Source organism: Bradyrhizobium sp. STM 3557 (genome assembly GCF_045571465.1).
Classification (GTDB): Bacteria; Pseudomonadota; Alphaproteobacteria; order Rhizobiales; family Xanthobacteraceae; genus Bradyrhizobium.
Map to the genome: position 1 here is coordinate 6,465,551 of NZ_CP120697.1, position 19,128 is coordinate 6,484,678.

General features: G+C 64.7%; 15 protein-coding genes. 6 read left to right on the plus strand and 9 right to left on the minus strand.

Annotation, left to right across the window (positions count from 1 at the left end; all coding sequences use genetic code 11):
- The first annotated feature begins 255 nt into the window (after nucleotides 1-255).
- Nucleotides 256-1,320 (plus strand): hypothetical protein, encoded by a 1,065-nt coding sequence (locus P6U24_RS29950; protein ID WP_407156028.1) that lies wholly within the window; start codon nucleotides 256-258, stop codon nucleotides 1,318-1,320.
- A 10-nt stretch (nucleotides 1,321-1,330) separates the two neighbouring features.
- Here the strand turns inward: P6U24_RS29950 and sseA are convergent, their stop codons facing one another.
- The 3 genes from sseA to P6U24_RS29965 all read right to left on the minus strand — a co-directional run bounded on the left by sseA (nucleotide 1,331) and on the right by P6U24_RS29965 (nucleotide 4,073).
- Nucleotides 1,331-2,188, minus strand: a complete 858-nt coding sequence (gene sseA / locus P6U24_RS29955; protein ID WP_407156029.1) for a 3-mercaptopyruvate sulfurtransferase — start codon at nucleotides 2,186-2,188, stop codon at nucleotides 1,331-1,333.
- Nucleotides 2,189-2,290: 102 nt separating this feature from the next.
- Complete coding sequence (locus P6U24_RS29960) at nucleotides 2,291-2,704, minus strand: rhodanese-like domain-containing protein (protein ID WP_407156030.1); 414 nt, start codon at nucleotides 2,702-2,704, stop codon at nucleotides 2,291-2,293.
- A gap of 193 nt (nucleotides 2,705-2,897) precedes the next feature.
- Nucleotides 2,898-4,073, minus strand: coding sequence for a vWA domain-containing protein (locus tag P6U24_RS29965; protein ID WP_407160642.1), 1,176 nt, complete (start codon nucleotides 4,071-4,073; stop codon nucleotides 2,898-2,900).
- A 209-nt stretch (nucleotides 4,074-4,282) separates the two neighbouring features.
- Here P6U24_RS29965 and P6U24_RS29970 point away from each other — a divergent pair, with 209 nt between their 5' ends.
- Complete coding sequence (locus P6U24_RS29970) at nucleotides 4,283-5,125, plus strand: AAA family ATPase (RefSeq protein ID WP_407156031.1); 843 nt, start codon at nucleotides 4,283-4,285, stop codon at nucleotides 5,123-5,125.
- Nucleotides 5,126-5,256: 131 nt separating this feature from the next.
- Here the strand turns inward: P6U24_RS29970 and P6U24_RS29975 are convergent, their stop codons facing one another.
- On the minus strand, nucleotides 5,257-6,486 hold the full coding sequence (locus P6U24_RS29975; RefSeq protein ID WP_407156032.1) for an MFS transporter: 1,230 nt from the start codon (nucleotides 6,484-6,486) through the stop codon (nucleotides 5,257-5,259).
- 118 nt (nucleotides 6,487-6,604) lie between these two features.
- Here P6U24_RS29975 and P6U24_RS29980 point away from each other — a divergent pair, with 118 nt between their 5' ends.
- Complete coding sequence (locus P6U24_RS29980; RefSeq protein ID WP_407156033.1) at nucleotides 6,605-7,183, plus strand: TetR/AcrR family transcriptional regulator; 579 nt, start codon at nucleotides 6,605-6,607, stop codon at nucleotides 7,181-7,183.
- A gap of 395 nt (nucleotides 7,184-7,578) precedes the next feature.
- Here P6U24_RS29980 and P6U24_RS29985 read toward each other — a convergent pair whose 3' ends face one another.
- Nucleotides 7,579-8,679: an IS4 family transposase gene (locus tag P6U24_RS29985; RefSeq protein ID WP_407156034.1), complete on the minus strand. Its 1,101-nt coding sequence runs from the start codon at nucleotides 8,677-8,679 to the stop codon at nucleotides 7,579-7,581.
- An 857-nt stretch (nucleotides 8,680-9,536) separates the two neighbouring features.
- On the opposite strand from P6U24_RS29985, the gene P6U24_RS29990 reads away from it, so the two are divergent.
- Nucleotides 9,537-10,499, plus strand: coding sequence for a sulfonate ABC transporter substrate-binding protein (locus P6U24_RS29990; RefSeq protein WP_407156035.1), 963 nt, complete (start codon nucleotides 9,537-9,539; stop codon nucleotides 10,497-10,499).
- A gap of 132 nt (nucleotides 10,500-10,631) precedes the next feature.
- On the opposite strand, the gene P6U24_RS29995 is transcribed toward P6U24_RS29990, so the two are convergent.
- Complete coding sequence (locus P6U24_RS29995; RefSeq protein WP_407156036.1) at nucleotides 10,632-11,474, minus strand: amidohydrolase family protein; 843 nt, start codon at nucleotides 11,472-11,474, stop codon at nucleotides 10,632-10,634.
- A gap of 416 nt (nucleotides 11,475-11,890) precedes the next feature.
- On the opposite strand from P6U24_RS29995, the gene P6U24_RS30000 reads away from it, so the two are divergent.
- Both P6U24_RS30000 and fabF read left to right on the plus strand, forming a co-directional pair.
- Nucleotides 11,891-12,430 (plus strand): winged helix-turn-helix transcriptional regulator, encoded by a 540-nt coding sequence (locus P6U24_RS30000; RefSeq protein ID WP_407156037.1) that lies wholly within the window; start codon nucleotides 11,891-11,893, stop codon nucleotides 12,428-12,430.
- Between the two features lie 6 nt (nucleotides 12,431-12,436).
- Nucleotides 12,437-13,699 (plus strand): beta-ketoacyl-ACP synthase II, encoded by a 1,263-nt coding sequence (gene fabF, locus P6U24_RS30005; protein WP_407156038.1) that lies wholly within the window; start codon nucleotides 12,437-12,439, stop codon nucleotides 13,697-13,699.
- A gap of 81 nt (nucleotides 13,700-13,780) precedes the next feature.
- On the opposite strand, the gene P6U24_RS30010 is transcribed toward fabF, so the two are convergent.
- The 3 genes from P6U24_RS30010 to P6U24_RS30020 form a co-directional block, all read right to left on the minus strand.
- On the minus strand, nucleotides 13,781-14,935 hold the full coding sequence (locus P6U24_RS30010; RefSeq protein ID WP_407156039.1) for an AAA family ATPase: 1,155 nt from the start codon (nucleotides 14,933-14,935) through the stop codon (nucleotides 13,781-13,783).
- 12 nt (nucleotides 14,936-14,947) lie between these two features.
- Nucleotides 14,948-16,711 carry an ATP-dependent Clp protease adaptor ClpS gene (locus P6U24_RS30015; protein WP_407156040.1) on the minus strand — a complete coding sequence of 588 codons (1,764 nt, stop codon included), beginning with the start codon at nucleotides 16,709-16,711 and terminating at the stop codon, nucleotides 14,948-14,950.
- Nucleotides 16,712-16,970: 259 nt separating this feature from the next.
- Nucleotides 16,971-19,094, minus strand: coding sequence for a phosphocholine-specific phospholipase C (locus P6U24_RS30020; protein ID WP_407156041.1), 2,124 nt, complete (start codon nucleotides 19,092-19,094; stop codon nucleotides 16,971-16,973).
- Between the last annotated feature and the right edge of the window lie 34 nt (nucleotides 19,095-19,128).

Here is a 19,128-nt window from a genome sequence, read left to right on the forward strand (position 1 = left end):
TATTTCGGCACATTGTGATCTCGTTCGCGTCGTTGCACCGAAGTCTCAGCCGCCCAAAAAGTGTGCCCACCGGCCTGATCGGCCCTCAAATCACCCAGACCGGCCACGCGCTTGCGGTATCTTGAATCGAGCCTGATTCGCGGCAGGCAGCCACCGGCTGCGTCCCCGCGAACGCGGCCATCCCCAGTGGTCACCGCGTTCCCATCTCGCTCGAATGCCTCAGCAGCGATGCTGCCGCGGCGAAAGTTCCTGTCAATGCTTCCCGGCTTCCGTTTCCTTGTCGCCGCGATCGTCTTCTCTTTGTCTCTCCTCGTCTTCGGTCTTGGCGCCGCCGCGCTGTTCCGAGCGGCCCATGAGCAATTCGCCAGCAGCTCCTCATGGCGCACGACGCCCGAGGGCAGCTACACCAGCTTCCTGCCCCCGGCCGAGCCGCCGCGGCCGGTGATCGCGATGCTCCGCATCGAGCCGCCGCCGGCCAGCGCACCGGCGCCGACATCCGAGCCGCACACGGATCTGCCGTCGATCGACACGCCCGTCGAGGCACCTGCAGCATCCGCCGGCCCATCGGACACCGCGCCTGCTACAACCGCCGCCGCACCGGTCGAGCCGTCGGCCACCGAAGGGGCGACGGTCGCCACCACCCCGCCCGCCCCCGCGTCGGAGCCGATCGTGGTTGCCGCGGTGGCTCCAACCGCGACCGCCATCGGCGGCGCCGAGGCCGTGAAGACCGAGACCGCCGCAGCCGCTCCGCCGCCCACACTGGAGGAAGTGACGGCCGACCCGCCCAAGCCTGAGAGCACGACCACCAGCCCCGCCACACCACCGGCTGCAAGCTCGCCGCCCGTCACGATCGAAACGACGATCGCGCGGCAGGACGTGCTGCCCGTGTTCGCCGAGGCCAAGGTGCCGACCACGACCGCGGTCGTCACCAGCGACGCAGGGAATGCTACTCCCCTTCCGACCCCATCGCCGTCGCGAAGCGAGCTGCTCGCGCAGATGATCGCGCTGTCGGCCGATCGAGCAGCCGCGACCGAACACAAGGCCTCGATCAAGATCGCGAGCCTCCATTTGCACCAGAGCCTTGCGAGGAAGCGTCAGGCCAAGGAACGCCTCGCCAAGCAGCGGCTCGCCGAAGCCCAGCGCGCCAAGCAGCAACGCCGGATGGCGCTGCGAGCCCGCGCCGCACGGCAGGCCGCCGCTGTCCAGCAGCAACAGCAGCAGATCGCCGATCCCTTCGCGCAGCCACAGGGCTTCGGCCAGCCAGCAGCCTTCGGGCAGCAAGCGGCCTTCGGACAGCAGCCGGCGCAACGGACACGCTAACAACAACCGATCAGGCCGGGCCCGTCGCGATCGGCGGGCCCGCCTCGGCGCCCCACTCCGACCACGAACCGTCATAGAGCGCGGTGTCGCGGACGCCGAGCCGATACAGCGCGAGCGTCAGCACCGCCGCCGAGACGCCCGACCCGCATGACGTGACGATCGGCTTGGCGGTATCGACACCCGCCGAAATGAAGGCGTTGCGCAGCTCGTCGAGCGGCTTCATCGTGCCGGTCGCGGCATCGAACAGCTCGCCATAGGGCAGATTGCGTGCGCCGGGGATGTGGCCTGAGCGCAGGCCCGGACGCGGCTCGGGCATCGCGCCTTCGAAGCGGTTGCCGGCACGCGCATCGATCACCTGCTCGGCGCAGCTGTCGAGATTGGCGACGAGCTGCTGCATCGAGCGCACGCGCGATGCGTCGAATGAAGCCCTGAACGTCGCGGGCTTTGGCGATGCCTCGCCGCTCTCCACCGGGCGGCCCTCGGCGGTCCACTTCTTCAGGCCGCCATCGAGCACGCGCACGCCCCCGTGGCCGAATGCGAGGAACATCCACCAGGCACGCGGACCTGCGACCCAGCCGCCCGCGTCGTAGACCACGACGGTGTCGTCAGTGCCGATGCCGAGCGCGCCGACATCACGGCCGAACTGCTCCGCGCTCGGAAACATGTGCGGCAGCGGATTGGTATGATCGGACACCGCGTCGACATCGAAAAACACGGCGCCCGGAATGTGCGCCTTCAAATAGTCGTCCTTCGGCAGCGGCAGCACGCCCGGCATCTTGAAGGTGGCGTCGAGCACCTTGACCTTCGGGTCTTTCAGATGCGCGGCGAGCCATTCGGTGGAGACGAGAGGGTCGTCGGTGGTGGTCATTGGCCTATTCCTTGTTCGTCATTCCGGGGGCGTCGTGCGAAGCGCGACGAACCCAGAATGACGACGTTGTTGTTTGCGGTGCGCCACGAATGACAGTGCAGATCAATCCTTCTTCTTCGGCGCCCAGGCTTCCACCGGGCCGCCGGCATCGCGCCAGGCGGCAAAGCCGCCGCCGATATGGGCGACCGGCTTCAGGCCCATGTCCTGCGCGGTCTTGGCGGCGAGCGCGGAGCGCAGGCCGCCGGCACAATGGAAGATGAAGGTCTTGTCCTCTTGGAAGATCGGCTTGGCATAGGGGCTCTGCGGATCGATCCAGAACTCCAGCATGCCGCGGGTGCAGGCGAACGCGCCGGGAATCCGCCCCTCGCGCTCGATCTCGCGGGGATCGCGGATGTCGACGATAACAACGTCATCGCGCTTCGCCGCGTCGATCGCCTCCGCTGCGCTCAAGGTCTTGATCTCGGCATTAGCCTCGTCGAGCAGCGCCTTGATGCCGCGGGTGATGGTCTGGGGCATTGTCCCCTCCGTGATGGCGGCCCACCCTCCCCTGGAGGGGGAGGGTCGATCGCGAATGCAATGAGCGATCGGGGTGGGGTGATCTATCCGCGAGTTATCGTGTCGATGGATCACCCCACCCCGGCTCGCATGTCGCTGCGCTCATGCGAGCCGACCCTCCCCTCCAGGGGAGGGTGACCAGTGCGCTATTGTTCTACCTGACCAACTCCCTCATCGCCGCCTCCAGCCCTTCGATCGTGATCGGATACATGCGACCAGCGAAGATGCGGCGGATGATCGTCGTCGATTCCGAATAGTCCCAGTGCTTCTGCGCTACCGGATTGAGCCATACCGCGTGTGGATAGGTGCGGATGATGCGATCGAGCCAGACCGAACCCGGCTCCTCGTTGACATGCTCGACCGAGCCGCCGGGCACCATGATCTCGTAAGGGCTCATCGAGGCGTCGCCGACGAACACCACCTTGTAGTCGTGCGGATATTTGTGCAGCACGTCCCAGGTCGGGGTACGATCGGTGAAGCGGCGCTTGTTCTGCTTCCACACGCCCTCGTAGAGGCAGTTGTGGAAGTAGAAATACTCCATGTGCTTGAATTCGCTCTTCGCCGCGGAGAACAGCTCCTCGACCTGCGCGATGTGGGAATCCATCGAGCCGCCGATATCGAAGAACACCAAGACCTTCACCGCATTGCGCCGCTCGGGCCGCATATGCACGTCGAGATAGCCGTGATTGGCGGTCTCCCTGATCGTGGTGTCGAGATCGAGCTCGTCGGGCGCGCCGGTGCGGGCGAATTTGCGCAGCCGCCGCAGCGCTACCTTGATGTTGCGGATGCCGAGCTCGACATTGCCGTCGAGATCCTTGAACTCGCGGCGGTCCCACACCTTCACCGCGCGGTTGTTGCGGTTCTTCTCCTGCCCGATCCGGATGCCTTCCGGATTATAGCCATAGGCGCCGAACGGCGAGGTGCCCGCCGTGCCGATCCATTTGTTGCCGCCCTGATGCCGCCCCTTCTGCTCTTCGAGCCGCTTCTTCAGCGTCTCCATGAGCTTGTCCCAGCCCATGGCCTCGATCTGCTTCTTCTCTTCATCCGTGAGATATTTCTCGGCGAGCTTCTTCAGCCATTCCTCCGGGATCTCGGCCTTCTCCATTGCATCGAGCAGGCTCTCGATGCCCTTGAACACCGAGCCGAACACGCGATCGAACTTGTCGAGATTGCGCTCGTCCTTCACCAGCGCAGCGCGCGACAGATAGTAGAAATTCTCCACCGACTGCTCGGCGAGGTCGGCGTCGAGCGCCTCCATCAGCGTCAGATATTCGCGCAGGGTCACCGGGACCTGGGCCTCGCGCAGCGATGTGAAGAATTGCAGGAACATGCCCATTAGATCGCCTGCCGGAGAGGACGCGTCAAGGGCAGCCCAATGTCCTGTTTCCAGGGCCTGGACCTTCGGGCTTTTTCAATTACTATTCCCTTTGAAGGCTTTATCCCCCATAACGACCGCTTGCCGCGCAGTTGGGACGTTTCCTCGCCCCAAGCGTTGGCGTGTATGCCGCGGCACAGAATAAACGAAGGCACGGACCCGAGATGAAGTTCACCGGTACCCAGGACTACGTCGCCACCGACGATCTCAAGGTGGCCGTCAACGCAGCAATCGTGCTCGAACGGCCGCTGCTGGTGAAAGGCGAGCCCGGCACCGGCAAGACCGTGCTGGCAGAGGAGGTCGCCAAGGCGATCGGCGCCCCGCTCCTGACCTGGCACATCAAGTCGACCACCAAGGCGCAGCAGGGCCTCTACGAATATGATGCGGTGTCGCGGCTGCGGGACAGCCAGCTCGGCGATAGCAGGGTCTCCGACATCAAGAACTACATCAAGCGCGGCAAGCTGTGGGAGGCTTTCACCGCCGCGCAGCGCCCGGTGCTCTTGATCGACGAAATCGACAAGGCCGACATCGAATTCCCCAACGACCTGCTGCTCGAGCTGGACCGTATGGAATTCCACGTCTACGAGACCGGCGAGACCATCAAGGCGCAGCTGCGCCCCGTGGTCATCATCACCTCCAACAATGAGAAGGAGCTGCCGGACGCCTTCCTGCGCCGCTGCTTCTTCCATTACATCAAGTTCCCCGATACGGAGACGATGGGCCGCATCGTCGACGTGCACTTCCCCGGTATCAAGAAGCGCCTCGTTGAGGAAGCGCTCCGCATCTTCTTCGAAGTGCGCGACGTGCCGGGTCTGAAGAAGAAGCCTTCCACTTCGGAACTGCTCGACTGGCTCAAGCTGCTGCTGAACGAGGACATCGGTCCGGAGCAGCTGCGCGAGCGCGATCCGCGCAAGCTAATCCCGCCGCTGCACGGCGCGCTGCTCAAGAACGAGCAGGACGTGCACCTGTTCGAGCGCCTGGCGTTCTTGAGCCGGCGCGAGGTGTGAGGCAGTCCCGTCACTGCGAGGAGCCGAAGGCGACGAAGCAATCCAGGCTTTCTTCCTGACTCTGGATTGCTTCCGCCTTCGCCCGCTGGGCTTCGGCGGACACGTCGCTGCGCTCGCAATGACGGAGGATCTCAGCGCTCCGCCAACAGCGACGCCACCAATGAGATGATCGCCAGCACGACAATCACGGCGCCGTAGACATAGGCCACGGCGGAAAGTCCGATCAGCGGCACCGAGAGCCCGGCCGCGACGGCAGGCACCGCGAACGCCAGATAGGACTGCAGATAGAACGCCGAAAGCAGGCCCGCACGCTCGTGCGCATGGGCGGTCGGCAGCACCGCGCGCAAGATTCCCGCAAACGTCGCGCCGAAGCCAGCGCCGACGATCACCGTGCCGGCCAGCAGCATCGCCACCTGCTGCTCGTGAATGCCGACCATCGAGACCGCGACACCGATCGGCAGCGTGCTGGTGCCCATCAGGACCAGCCGGCGCGGCGGCCAGTTGCGAAACGCCGCCACCGCAATGGCCGCGGTCAGCATCAGGGCCGACACCACGATGCCGCCGACCCAAGGCGAGGCGACGTGCATGGCCGTCGCCACCACGGTCGGGATCAGCGACAGATAGAAGCCGCCGAGCGCCCAGGCCGCCACATTGGCCGGCGTCAAGCGGGCCAGAACGGATTTCGACTGCAAGGGAACGGCAACATGCGGGCGCAGCGAGGCCCACGCGCCGTCCTTGGGCGTGCAGCTCTCCGGCATGAACCAGAGAGCCACGAGCATCAGCAGCGTGAGGCCGAGCAGCACGTGATAGACGACATGCAGCGGATCGGGCGCGAGTGTGATCAGCGCCGCCGAGCCGAGCGCCCCGGCCGTGAGGCCCAGGAACGCTGTGACGCTGTTCAAGAGCGGCCCGCGCGTGCGGCTGGTGTCGAGGATCGCAGCGCCGAACGCCGTGGTGCCGATGCCGACGCTGAGCCCCTGCACCATGCGCGCCGCGATCAGTTGCCCGAGGCTGCCGGCCTCCGCGAAGATCAGCATCGCTGCGGCGTTCACGAGCAGCGACGCGAAGATGACGGGCCGGCGGCCGACATAATCCGACAGCCCGCCGACGGTGAGCAGCGCAGCGAGCAGACTCACGACATAGCTGGCGAACACGACCGTGATCCAGAATGGCGTCAGATGCATCGACTGCTGATAGAGCCGGTAGAGCGGCGTGACCGCGCTGCTGCTGGCCCCGATCAGCATCGCGCCGGCAAAACTGTAGGCGGTCATGACTCCGAGCGGGACGGATCGGGCCGGCGTCTTGACCGCCGGCGTGACCTCGACCGTCGGAGCCGCCGCTTGGACCTGACAACCTTGCATGGGACCTCCTAAAGCTAATATATTGCTTTAAGGATAGGTGAGCTCTCGACCTAAAGCAAATTTTTTGCTTTAATGGCGACCTCGCTTTCCGCATGGCAAGATTGCAGGGAGTAGGACGGTGGCCGTCAAAGAACGGATACGGGCCGGCGGGCGCAGCGCCCGCATCCAAAGCGCCGTCCATGACGCGGTGACCCGGCTGAGCAAGACCACCGCCCGCGACGCGCTGACGGTTCCACAGATCGCCGCTGAGGCCGGCGTTACCCCGTCCACCATCTACCGGCGCTGGGGCGACCTGCCTGCCCTGCTCGCCGATGTCGCGGTCGAACGGCTGCGGCCGGTCGGCGAGCCCGAGGACACCGGCGCTGTCGCCACGGACCTGCGCGCCTTCATCGAGCAATACGCAGAAGAAATGTCCTCGCCGGTCGGGCAGGCCTTGATGCGGGACGTGCTGGCGTCCTCTGGCGAGAGCTTTCCCGGCCAATGCTGCACCTTCACGCGCGCGCATCTCGCGACGCTCGCGGCGAGGGCGAAAGCGCGCGGCGAGACGCCGTTCGATATCGAGGAGGTCATCGATCACGTGGTGGCGCCGATCGTCTATCACATCCTGTTCGACGACCGGCCCATGACGCCGGCCTATTGCCATCAACTGCTGGCGCGGCTGCGGTCGCTGCCGCAGACAACGGAGTGCGCTGACTGACTTCTACTGACTGGCGCTTGGGCGCCATGCCATCTCCAAGGCGTCATTGCGAGGAGCAACGCGACGAAGCAATCCAGAGCGCGCGTCAGACTCTGGATTGCTTCGCGTCGCTTGCAATGACGATGTTGAGCCATAGGGGCGCACTCTCGCAGCACCATCGGCGCCCGAGTTCTGCGATCATTCGCCCTCTTGAATAACGAGGGCGCAGGGAAGACCGCATAGGCGTTAAGATAATGCGGGCATCGATTGATATCGTCGTTTTCGAGGTGGCTCGTAGAGGTGCCGGTCCAGTACCCGTTTGCTGTGATGGAGGCGGCGGATGGTTGGTTGTGGAATGATTGCTTGTAGCAAGGACGCAATGAGTTGCTGCAAGACACGCCAAGCGCCAGGTGTCGTCAGGCGGCCTGCGTCCAGTGGGGAGAGTCCTCGAACTCGCGGACAAGCGGTTCGAGCAGCAAAATGATCAAGAGATGAGCCAGCAGGTAGGGCTTGGCGGAGCGCGGATCGGTTCCAGGCGGTGTCTTGAGGCCGATCAAACTCTTCAATCGCTTGAAGCCGAGTTCGATCCGCCATCGCAGTCTGTAAAGCGCAAGCACATCTTCGACGGTGAACTCGTCCGGCGCTAGCGAGGTGACCAGGATGACCCAATCCGCCGCTTCCAAAGTTTCTTTAGAGATGGTGCGGTTTTCGTCTTGGGCGTCTCGCCGGGCTTTACGACGCGACGCGGCAGCCGCATCGGCAGACTTCTTGACTGCGATCAGACGCATAGCCAGAGGCGCGCCGGCCTTGCGTTTGATCCAAATCGGCCGATCGATCAGTCCGCGGGCGTTCCCCGCCCGTAATTCGGCTATCAGATCGAGCGGACAGCCTTTGGCATCAAGCCAACGTGCGTTCTTCCAGCCCGCTCGGATCAAAACATCTGCACCAGCTTCGAGCACTGCCGAGATCCGATCAGGTTGTAGATAGGCGCGGTCAGCAATACGGATCTCACCCTTGACCACTGGTATGCGGTCAAACGTCTCGCCCTCTTGCTGATCTGTCAGTTCGAAATGGCCAAACCGCTCATATGGCAGATCAAATGCACTATGAATGCGCCAAAGCTCGCTGTTCTTGCGCGCAGCCGGCCCTGCCTGAGGCACTGTCGTGGCATCGATGATACGGATCAGACGGCCTCGGCTCGCCTTTGGCGCCGCCGCCGCGAGCAAGCGCTCCACAAGCAAGGTAAACCAATCGCCACATTGACGCAGGCGGTAGAACAGCGCCACGCTACTCAGATTGGCAAGGCCAACAGAAGCAGCCCACGCGGCCGTCGATCTTAACCCTCTTTCACCCAGACAATAAGCCAGCATCAGCCGAAGCAACGCCACCGCATCAGGGATCCGCCGTTGCCGCACGAAAGCTTTCGTCTGGCGCGCGCTGCTCTCGAGCTGCGCAGCCCCACCTAGCTGCGTAACGACGCTCGCCCAGTCTTCGTTCAAAAGCGAATCTCGTGTCATCCCATGTTCGAATCACGAACGATTCCAACACGCAAGACTAAACTTAACGCCTATGGGGAAGACCGGGCGTTGGCCTCGCCCATGGCCCGCCTGCAGAAAGAAAAGCAGGCGGCAGTCACCACAGGTTTGGCCGAAAACGACCCGGCCCTCCCTGCGCGATGGTTTTAACGCTTATACGTGATCTCCCCGGGGACCGGCTCTCTTGCCCCCGTCGTCCGCACGCTCGTCAAAGCGCAGCGGACTTGGCCTCAGCACCGGGAGGCCAGGACCACACGATTTCGTCGTCCACGTCGATTGCGCTCGTCGCGCGCAACCAGCCGTGTCCATCGCAGCCCGCCTCCACGTTCGTGACGACGCGTACGCCCCTTGTCGATGAGGCGGGATGCGCATTCATTTAGCATGATTTCCGAAAAAAAGAAATCGAAATTTCCAGCGAAGGCATGGACGGCCGGCTTGTCCTTGAAAACGCTCACGGAGTCCGCGTTTTGGCGCGAGAAATTCTCGCTCGAACATAGCCCGGATGAGCGCAGCGATATCCGGATCCGATAGAAAACTGCTCATCCGTGGCGTCCCCGCATATCGCTGCGCTCATGCGGGCTACTTGTTGATGCTATGGCGCACCGCAGAGGCACTGACATCGACGACATGTTTTGCGCTCGCGCATTTACACAACATCAATCGCCCCTTCCCGCCGATATCTTTGGAATTCAATTTTGGCCTTCCGGATATATCGTCGGACGACGCTTTAAGTCGCAGCTGCGCTAGCAGCACCAGCTTGACGGTCGTCTTCGGAACTGCAGCGCGCGATCCGCGCTCGCAGCGCGAAGCAGCGCGTCACCCATTGGAAAGGACACAAAATGCCGATTACGCGACGCCGGTCGCTGTCACTTGCCTTGACATTGATCGCAGGAGTCTTTGCCCTCGACCGCGCCGAGGCAGCCGACAAGGTGGTGCGCATCGCGCATCAGAAGCTCGGCACGCTGGCGCTGCTGCGCTCGACGGGCAAGCTCGAAGAGAAGCTGAAGGGGCTCGGCTACAAGGTGACCTGGACCGAGTTTCCGGCCGGGCCTCAGCTGCTCGAAGCGTTGAACGTCGGCGCAGTCGATTTCGGCCACACCGGCGAGGCGCCGCCAGTGTTCGCGCAGGCCGCCGGCGCGAACCTGCTCTATGTCGGTTATGAGCCGGGCTCGCCGACCAGCGAGGCCATTCTCGTTCCGAGCGAGAGCGCGATCAAGTCGGTCGCCGATTTGAAGGGGAAGCGCGTCGCGCTCAACAAGGGCTCCAACGTGCATTACCTGCTGGTCCGCGCCCTGGAGCAGGCCGGCCTGCAATATGGCGACATCAAGCCGGTGTTCCTGCCGCCGGCCGATGCGCGCGCGGCGTTCGTCGCAGGCTCGGTGGATGCGTGGGTGATCTGGGATCCTTTCCGTGCAGCGGCCGAGGCGACCGCCAACGCGCGAACGTTGACGGATGGCACCGGCCTCGTTGCCAATCACGAATTCTATCTGGCATCGAAGCCCTTCGCGAACGAGCATCCGCAAGTCGTTGCTGCTATTCTTGCTGCGGTGTCGGAAGAAGGCGACCGCATCAATCATAACGTCCCGGAGGTCGCCGCACAGTTCAGCCAGGCGGTCGGCATTCCCGCCCCGATCCTGGAAACCGCATTGAAACGCACTGCCTTCGGCGCGAAGCCGATCAGAAGCGAAGTGATCGCAGAGCAACAGAAGATTGCCGATGCATTCTTCAAGCTCGGGCTGATCCCCAAGGCCATCAGGATCGGCGACGCCGTGCCGACCGATCTGGCAAGCGCCGACAAATAAAGCTTGCATGGCTCGGCAAATGTAGCCCGGATGAGCGCAGCGACATCCGGGACTGGCTCGGCGGAAGCGATAGGATGAGAGACCCCCGCGTGTCGCTTCGCTCACGCGGGCTAGGCGTTTATCGAAAAATGTCTAGCCCCTCTTCGGCGACCAGCGATAGGCCTTGGCGCAGGCGCCGCCCATCAGCATGGCGCGCTCGGTGTCGCTCAGGCGGTCGGTGCGCAGGAATGGCTCGACGGCCTGCTCGTAGTTGACGACAGCGAAGGCGCGGGTCCAATCCGTGCCCCACAGGCAGCGCTCGAAACCGAAGGCCTCGAAGACGCGCGCCAGCGGATCCCAGATGTCCGGGAATGGATAGGGCTCGTGCGACAGCGTGCAGGCGCCGCTGACCTTGATTACGACGTTCGGCCGCCTGGCGAGTTCGAGGACTTTCGGCAAGTCAGCCCAGGCATCCTTCGGCGCCGGCGGCACGCGCGGCTGCAGGATGCCAAGATGATCGAGGATGAAACGCGTGTCGGGATGGCGATCGATCAGCGTGGTGCCGGCATCCAGGTTGCCCCAGCACAGCACGTTCACGGGAAAATCGTGGCGCACGGCCGCGCGCGCAATGCGGTCGATTCCGGGGCTCTCAGGGTCGCGCTTCAGCTCCGGCGTCAGCATGATGCGAATGCCGACAGCGCCGGGCACGGCCTTCCAGGCAGCGATGACATCTTCAACCGCGGGATCATCCGGATCGACCGGCTTGACGATGGCGAACCGGCCCGGATGCGCCTGCTGCACCTCCATGGCATAGCTGGCATCATAGCGATACATCGAAAAGGCGGAGATGAAGATCGCGCCGTCGACACCGACCTTGTCCATCGCCGCCACCATCTCGTCGCCGGTGACGTGCTCGGGCCAGTTCGGCACGGTGTGCCAGGGCCGCTTCAGCGTATTCGCCTCATAGGCGTGGACCTGGGAATCGATAATGCTCATCGGGCAGCTCCTCCTTACTGAGTGGTCCGCTCTCTACTGAGTGGTCCGCTCTCTTTTTTATGAGCAGCACTTGATGCCTGCGGCAACCAGCACGAGCCATGCCTGCTCGTGCCGCCTTGCTGCCATGGCTTGCATCAGACCACCGCGGCAGGCTGAGGGCAAACCTCAAATCCGTCGCCTGCGGCTGGACGCGGCCAGCAGCAAGGCTCCGCGTGTCGTGATCGTGGTTTCCCCGGTTTGGCTCATTGCCCGTCGGCGCCTGCTTGGCGGGCCGTGCTTCCATCCGGAGCGGCTCTCGGCAGGACAGGCGCTGCGACATGAAGACCGAAGCGCGGGAAAAGCGCGTTGCGCCCCGCAGCGCCAAAGCCATGTCCGAGTGACTTGCATTTTGAAAGTAACCGCCCTAATTGCGCATCATGCAGCCGAAATCCTCGTCCCTCACGGAATGCCCCGCGGCGCGCGCCCTGGAAACGGTCGGCGAGTGGTGGAGCATGCTGATCCTGCGGGATGCCTTTCAGGGCATGACCCGCTTCGACGAGTTCGAAGCGAGCCTTGGGATCGCGCCCAACATCCTGTCGCGGCGCCTCGGCCATCTCACCGCAGCCGGCATGTTCGCACGACGCCGCTACAGCGATCGTCCGCCCCGCTACGAATATGTGCTGACGCCGAAGGGGCGGGACTTCTTCCCGGTGGTGGTCGCGCTGTTCACCTGGGGCAACAGACACCTTGCATCCAAGGGCGAGTCGATCGTGCTGGCGAACCGCGCCGATCGCCGCCTGCTCGATCCGGTCCTGGTCGATTCGCGCGACATGCATCCGATCACGCCCGCCAATACGGTCGTCGTGGCCGGACCGCGCGCAAGCCGCGGACTGCGCAAGCGGCTGGCCACACTCCGGGCGATGAATCCCGCAGTGCCCCCCGATCCAAGTCCTGGCATGTCCATAGCTGGAGGCTGAGCTCTCATGCGTCGCATCGTTGTCACCAGAATGGGAGCCGTCAGCCCGCTCGGCTGCGGGGTCGAGCTGTCCTGGCGCCGTCTGCTGGCGGGACAAAGCGGGCTGCGCCTATTGCCGGACTGGTCGCTGGCGCTGCCGGCGCGCATTGCCGGCCTCGTGCTCGGCAAGAATGAGGACGATGAAGGCGGCTTCGATCCGTCGCTCGCCGCGCCTGCGAAGGACCAGCGCAAGATGGACCGCTTCATCCTGTTTGCCCTGCTCGCCGCCGCGGAGGCGATCGCGCAGGCGCAATGGGCGCCGCAGGACGCCACCGCGCGGGAGCGGACCGCCACGATCATCGCCTCCGGCATCGGCGGCTTTCCGGCCATCACGGAGGCGGTGCGGACCACCGACCAGCGCGGCGTCCGCCGGCTGTCGCCGTTCACAATTCCGTCGTTCCTGGCCAACCTGGCGGCCGGCCAGGTGTCGATCAGGCATGGCTACAAGGGACCGCTCGGCACGCCGGTGACCGCCTGCGCGGCCGGCGTGCAGGCGATCGGGGATGCCGCACGCATGATCAGAACCGGTGATGTCGACGTTGCGATCTGCGGCGGCGCGGAGGCCTGCATCGATCTGGTCAGCCTGGGCGGCTTTGCCGCGGCGCGTGCGCTGTCGAGCCGTTATAACGATCAGCCGGCGCAGGCCTCGCGCCCGTTCGATCGCGACCGCGACGGCTTCGTCATGGGCGAAGGCGCGGGCATCCTCGTGATCGAGGCGCTGGAGCACGCGCTGGCGCGCGGCGCGGTGCCGATCGCCGAGATCGCGGGCTACGGCACCACCGCCGACGCCTATCACATGACGTCGGGCCCGCCGGATGGCGAAGGCGCGAGGCGCGCGATGGAGATTGCGCTGCGACAGGCTCGGCTCGGGCCGGACGATCTGCAGCATCTCAATGCGCATGCGACGTCGACACCGGCCGGCGACGAGGGCGAGCTCGCCGCGATCGGCGCCCTGTTCGGCCGCGGCCGCGGCATTGCAGTGAGCGCCACGAAGTCCGCGACCGGGCACCTGCTGGGCGCCGCCGGCGGCCTGGAAGCGATCTTCACCGTCCTCGCACTGCGCGACCAGATCGCCCCGCCGACGCTCAACCTCGACAATCCCGATCCCGGTGCCGAGGGCATCGACATCGTGGCGGGCGCAGCACGGCCGATGGCGATGGCGCATGCCGTCTCGAACGGCTTCGGCTTCGGCGGCGTCAATGCCAGCGTGATCTTCAGCCGGATCGGCTAGAACGCCCCGCTGCAGACGCTCGCGTTGTAGCGGCCGGCCGCACGACATGCCGACGCGGCCGTCTCGCGCTGCGCGCGAGACCTACTCATCCTCGTCTTCGTCATCGTCGGCGAACTCGCCTGACAATTTCAGGCCCTCGATGCCGGTGGCGCCGGCCGACTTGATGACACGTCGCGCCCGCTTGCCGGCTTCTTCCAGCAGGTGCCCGGCGAGCTCTTCGGAATGCGTGACGATCCAGATCCGGCTGCGTCCGGCTGCGGATGCGATCAGGCGGGCGAGCGGCGCCAGTAGCGACGGATGCAGGCTAGCTTCCGGCTCGTTCAGCGCGATCAGCGGCGGCAGCCGGTAGCCCATCAGCGCGCCGAGCAGGCAGAGATATTTGAGTGTGCCGTCCGACAGCTCGTGGGCGGCGAAGGGACGGGGCATGTCGGGAAAGCGCAGGCTCATCTGGCACAGACTGCCCTTCTCGCCCGCAGCGAGCCGCGCGCCCGGAAAGGCGTCGTCGATCGCAGCGTCGAGAGCCGTCGTATCCTCACGAATGACCGACAGCGTTGCCAGCACGGCTGCGAGATCGTGGCCATCCGACGACAGCGTCGGCGTCGTGATGGCGTGGGAGGGCTGGCGGATCGGCGAGCCGGCATCGGTGCGGAAATCGTGATAGAGCCGCCATCCCAAGAGCTCGCGCCTGACGGCCTCGAGCTCGGGATAGCGGGCACCGTCGCGAAACGCGGCGAGCGCAGTCTCCGATGACAGCACCGCGAATTCGTGGCTTTCCCTTTTGCCCTTGTCCTTGCGCAGCATGACCGCCGGGCCGTTGCGCTCCATCATCACGACGTCGCGGCCGCCGCTGCGGATGGTCAGACGCTCGGCCTTGACCAGGGGCTCGAGGACAAACGCGGCCTCGGTCGGCTGCCGCACGCCGACCTCGATCTCGTAGGAATGCGGCAGCCCGACCTCGAGGCCATATTCCAGCTCATCGAACACGGCCTTAAGCACCAGCCGCACCGGCTTGCGATCGGTGCGGGGGCCTGCCCAGAGCACGGAGTTGAGCCCGCGCTCCTCCGCGATCGCGCGCGTGATGGTGCCGTCGGCCGCTGCGCGCAGCAGCGCCAGCGCCTTGTAGAGGTTGGTCTTGCCGACGCCGTTGGCGCCGACGAAGATGCTGAGCTGCTCGACCGGAAGCCAGAGCTTCCGGACCGAGCGATAGTTCTTGATGCTGACGGCAGAGAGCGGCATGCGGTGATCCGGTCAGCAGCTCGCGGCAGCGCGCATCGATCCCCCATTGGCGCCGCCGAGCAGTCGAACGTTCAGCGTGCCGCCGGTGAACAGCATGTCATCCAAGGCTTCCGCGAGGTCCGCGGAGCTGACCCTCCCGCCATCGCCACGCATGACGTTCGACTGCGCCACGCGACGCATCAGCTCCTTGATGAAGGCGGCGCTGACGCCTGCGGTGCGCGCCACTGCTTCCGCCACCAACCTGTCCGTCAGCACCAACCCTCCGCCATAGAGGCGAACCAGCTTCTCGCGGCCGATGTCATCGGGCAGCGGCACCTCGATGGCCTGGTCGATGCGTCCCGGCCGGCCGGCCAGCGCGCCCTCGAGCTGCTCCGGCCGGTTGGTGGTCAACACGAACAGGATGTCGGCGTTGTCCTTCAGGCCATCCATCTCGTTGAGCAACGCATTGAGCAGGGACTCCTCGCAGGGACCGTCCATGTCCTCACGATCCCGCGCGATCAGATCGACGTCCTCGATCACCACCATGGTCGGCTGCAGCAGCCGCGCCAACGCCATGTAGTGCGACAGCAAACCCATCTGGCCGGCCGTGATGACGAGCGAGGTGTGTCCTGGAAGATTGGCGGCGAGGTATTTGATCGTATGCGTCTTGCCGGTGCCCGGCGGCCCGTACAGCAGAATGCCCTTGCGCGTGGATTGCCCTAGTTGTCGCAGCCTCTCGCGGCTCTCGATGAAGCGGATCACGTTACGATCGAGCAGCTTCAGGGTCGGCTCGGGCAGGATGACCTCGTCGCGGTGGACCTGCCGTAACCGGTGGACCATGATGCCTCTCGAGCGCCCGCGATAATCGGTGCTCCCTTCGAGCGACAGGACCTTGCCGCGATAGGATCGCGCAGCGTTGATCGCAGCTTCGAGCTCCGCGAAGCAACGCTGCACCAAGCCAACGCCGTCTTCACCGGCCGGCACCGCGATCTCCACGCAGATGCCGGTCTCCTCGCCATACTCGCGGTGGCCCGAGAGCACGACCGCGTAGCGCAGGTCACCCGCACGATTGAGCCACAGGCCGTTGTTGAGGCACTTGATCGGGCTGTCTTCCCCGATATCGAGATCCTGGAATTGCGCCGCGGAGATCGCCACGGCGCGCTGTCCCTCCTTGGTCAGGCCGGCATAGGTGAGCGTTTCATAGCGATGCTCCTCGTACAGCCCGAAGAAGCGCAGCGGCGCGGCCGAGAACAAGCGGTCGAGCGCGACCTGCAGATCGGCGCGCATATGTCCGGGAAACCGCCGTGAGGTGGTGACGATCTCATCCTGCCTGTGTCCCGCAAAATGCCAGGCGATCGCCTCGTGCGCATATTTGAACGTCCGGCTGCGCGCGGCGCTCGACATGCGATCGGCCGCGGTCAGCACACACGGCCCGCAAATCAGCGCATGCTCTCCCCTGACAAGATCCTGCTCGTCCGCCGGCTCCCCGCACATGGCACAGCAAGGCTCGTCCCTTCCGATCGCGGCCCCGAGTTGTTCGGCCGTGACGCGCAGGCGATGGCCGGCTTCTTCTATCTGTCGCTGCGCGGTTGTGAGCATCGCATCGGCGACGGCTGGCGCGTAGATGCCGCACACAGCCCTGCCCTGCTTTTCGATCGTGGCCGCAAAGGCAGTCGCCTCTGCCTCCGAACGACCGAAGATGGAGCGGACGAGATCGACGACGAAGTCAAACGGGGTGTCATCGTCATTGTAGATGATAATCTGAGCGTCACTGACGCCGGCCGGCACATCGCGCATGAAGAAACCTCTTTGGTGCTAATAATCGTCGGTAGCATGCTATGGTCATGTCGCAAGAACAAATAGAGAACAAAATGACACACTCAGTAACCGTCGTTAACCGGCAGTGACGAGACCTTTGTCGTTCGTCGCGGAGATCGCGCGCTGCGTCGGAGGCCGATAGCCGGGCACGAACGAAAACGCCCGGGATCTGCTCCCGGGCGTTGCACCTCTCACTCAATCATTCGCAATCAGTGGACGGCCTTATGTCGTCGCGGACTTATGTCGTCGCTGACTTGGCCATGGCCGGATCGCTCACGGACGGGCGGCCGCTCTCGACGTGACCGGCGAGTTGCCAGTTGAAGCCAGGATCACTGTCCACCGTCACGGTCAGGTCGTACCAGCCATGCGTCGCCAGCAGCGGCTGCAACATCTTGTAAGTCTGGCCGTGTTGCAGGCGGTGCTTCTGGGTTTGGCCGCTGTAATTGTCGGCGATCGTCACCACGCAAGGAGCGCCGTTGTTGGTGAGCGCCACCGCCAGCAACAGCGAATCGAGAGCATCGCAGACGTGGACCGTATCGACATCCACGCGTGCGACATTGGCCGCAATGCCGCCGCCCTTGAAGTGACGGAAGAAACCATTGGGTCCATAGACCGACAGATCATACTGGCCGGCGCTGGCGGCAAGATCCCACGAGCCCTGCAGCGACTTGCCGGCCTCGACCGTGTAGCTCCACGGCCCGGTCGCGGTGTTGCCGGAGCGGACGTGGAAGCAGGCGCCCGCCTGCCCGACATTGGCGAAGCGAATGGCGAACTTGTTGTGCGCCGGATCGGCCTCGCCGTCGACGCGCAGATCGTAGGGCAGCGGGCGCGCCGGACGCATTCCCTGCTCCTGCACCGGCATCACCTGCTTCGCCGGCGGCACCGGATGATAGTTGTCATAACGGATGCCGGAGGCGAGGTCGCTCGCCGGCGGCTTGTAGCCGACCGTGGCCGGCAGCGGCGAGAGGCCTTCATTGGGCGAGGTGAAGTTGAAGGCCGAGGTCAGGTCGCCGCAGACCGCGCGGCGCCAGGCCGGGATGTTGCTCTCGAACAGGCCGGGCGCGGTGCGATGGAAGCGCTTTTCGATGAACCGGATCACCGAGGTGTGGTCGAACACTTCCGAGCAGACGAAGCCGCCGCGCGACCAGGGCGAGACGACCAGCATCGGCACACGAACGCCAAGGCCGTAAGGCCCTGCGACATGGCTGCCGTCTCCGGCGAACAGGTCGCTCGACACGTCGACGGTGGACTGGCCAAAGGCCGCCGACGGAGCGGGATATGGCCCGACCACGTGGTCGAAGAAGCCGCCGCCTTCGTCGTAGTTGATGAGGAGAACAGTCTTGCTCCACAGGTCCGGATTGGAGGTCAGGATGTCCAGCACCTTGGAGATGTACCAGGCGCCGGGACCGGGCAGCCAGTTCGGGTGCTCGCTGAACGCCTCTGGTGCCGCGATCCACGACACCTGCGGCAGCGTGCCGTTGCGGACATCGTTGCGCAGCATGTCGAAGAGGTTCTCGAAGCTGCCGCCATTGGCGATGTTGGTGCCGCGCAGCGCCTTCTCATAGAGCGGGCTGCCTGCCTGCGAATTCTGGTACTGGTGGAAATAGAGCAGCGAATTGTCGCCGAAATTGCCCATCCAGGGATTTTCGGTCCAGCCCCAGGAACCGCTCGCGGTCAGGCCGACACCGATGTCCTGATAGACTTTCCAGCTGATGCCGGCCTTCTCCAGCCGCTCCGGGAATGTCGTCCAGTCGTAGCCGGCCTCGGCATTGGTGATGACAGGACCGCCGCCTTTGCCGTCATTGCCATCCCAACCGGTCCACAGATAATAGCGGTTCGGATCGGTCGGGCCCATGACCGAGCAGAAATAGGAATCGCACACCGTGAAGGCGTCTGCCAGCGCGTAGTGCCAGGGCAGATCCCGCCGGTCCATGTGGGTCATGGTCGTGGTGCCCTTGTTGGCGATCCACTGGTCGTACTTGCCGTTGTTCCAGGCCTTCTGGCCGTCGTTCCAGCCGTGGGCGACGTCTTCCACATAGACGTTCGCGGCATTGTCGACGCGGAACGGCATCACGGAGGCGGCGCCATTCGGCTGCTGCCAGACCGGATTGCCGTTGGGCAGCTTGACGGCGCGCGGATCGTTGAAGCCGCGGACGCCGCGCAGACTGCCGAAATAATGATCGAAGGCGCGGTTCTCCTGCATCAGAACCACGATGTGCTTGACGTCCTCGATCCCGCCCTGGCGGTTGAAGGCCGGGATCGCGTGCGCGCGTTCGATGCTCGAGGTGAGCGCGGCCGTGGCGGCGGATGCGCCGAGCAATGCTAAAAACTCGCGACGATCGCGACGAATATCGTTCGACAACTCATTCACTCCCCAAGTGATGGCATGTCGAGCG